This is a genomic window from Pseudomonas sp. 05T35 (assembly GCF_056396605.1).
On record NZ_JBFTLU010000828.1, the window covers coordinates 1 to 782 of the forward strand.

The window sequence follows — 782 nt, forward strand, 5'->3', positions numbered from 1 at the left end:
CATGAAGGCATAGACGGTGAAGGAGGCATCGCGGATCCAGGTGTAGCGATAGTCCCAGTTACGGGCGCCGCCGGGTATTTCCGGCAGGCCGAAGGTTGCGGCGGCGAGGATCGAGCCGTGTTTGCGCGAGGTCAGCAGCTTCAGCGCCAGTGCCGAGCGGTTGACCATTTCGCGCCAGCGTCCGCGGTAATTGGATTGCCCGATCCAGTCGCGCCAGAACTTCAGCGTGCGTTGCAGGCACAGGTCGCTGTTTTCATCCTTGAAGCGTGGGTCGTCGAGGGCACCGAGGAGGAGTTCGGCGCTCTGGCCCTGTTTGAGGCTGAACGTGGCGACGGCAGCGTTTTGTACAACCTGCATCGGTTGATTGGCGCGCAGGCGTAGACCTGGCTGCTGGGTGGCTTCGAAGCAGACGTCTGCGCCGTCGGTCCGCGCCGTGGTCTGCGCTCGGGCGTAGTCATGGCGCACCGCGCAATGCAGGTGGAGCGTGGCGTGGCCACTGACCAGCCGCACACGACGGATCAACAGGGGCAGGGCGTCGTCGTTGTCGCCAACAGGCAGCAGGTCGGTGATTTCCACCACGGCCTGCTCACTCAACCAACGGGTTTGCAGCACGTTGGTGTCGGGCAGGTAGATTTGCTCGCGCCGGGCATCCGGCAGGTCGGGTGCCAGTTGGAAAATCCCCGCGTCCGGGGTGTCCAGTAATGAGCAGAAGATCGACGGACTGTCGAATTCCGGCCAGCAGAAAAAGTCCACGCTGCCCATGTCGTTGACCAGTGCGGCAC

1 protein-coding gene is annotated in these 782 nt (G+C 63.4%); it reads right to left on the bottom strand.

Annotated elements, in window-relative coordinates; all coding sequences use genetic code 11:
• A partial coding sequence (locus AC1DH9_RS30125; protein WP_477809451.1) for a glycoside hydrolase family 15 protein occupies positions 1-782 on the bottom strand: 782 nt, incomplete at both ends.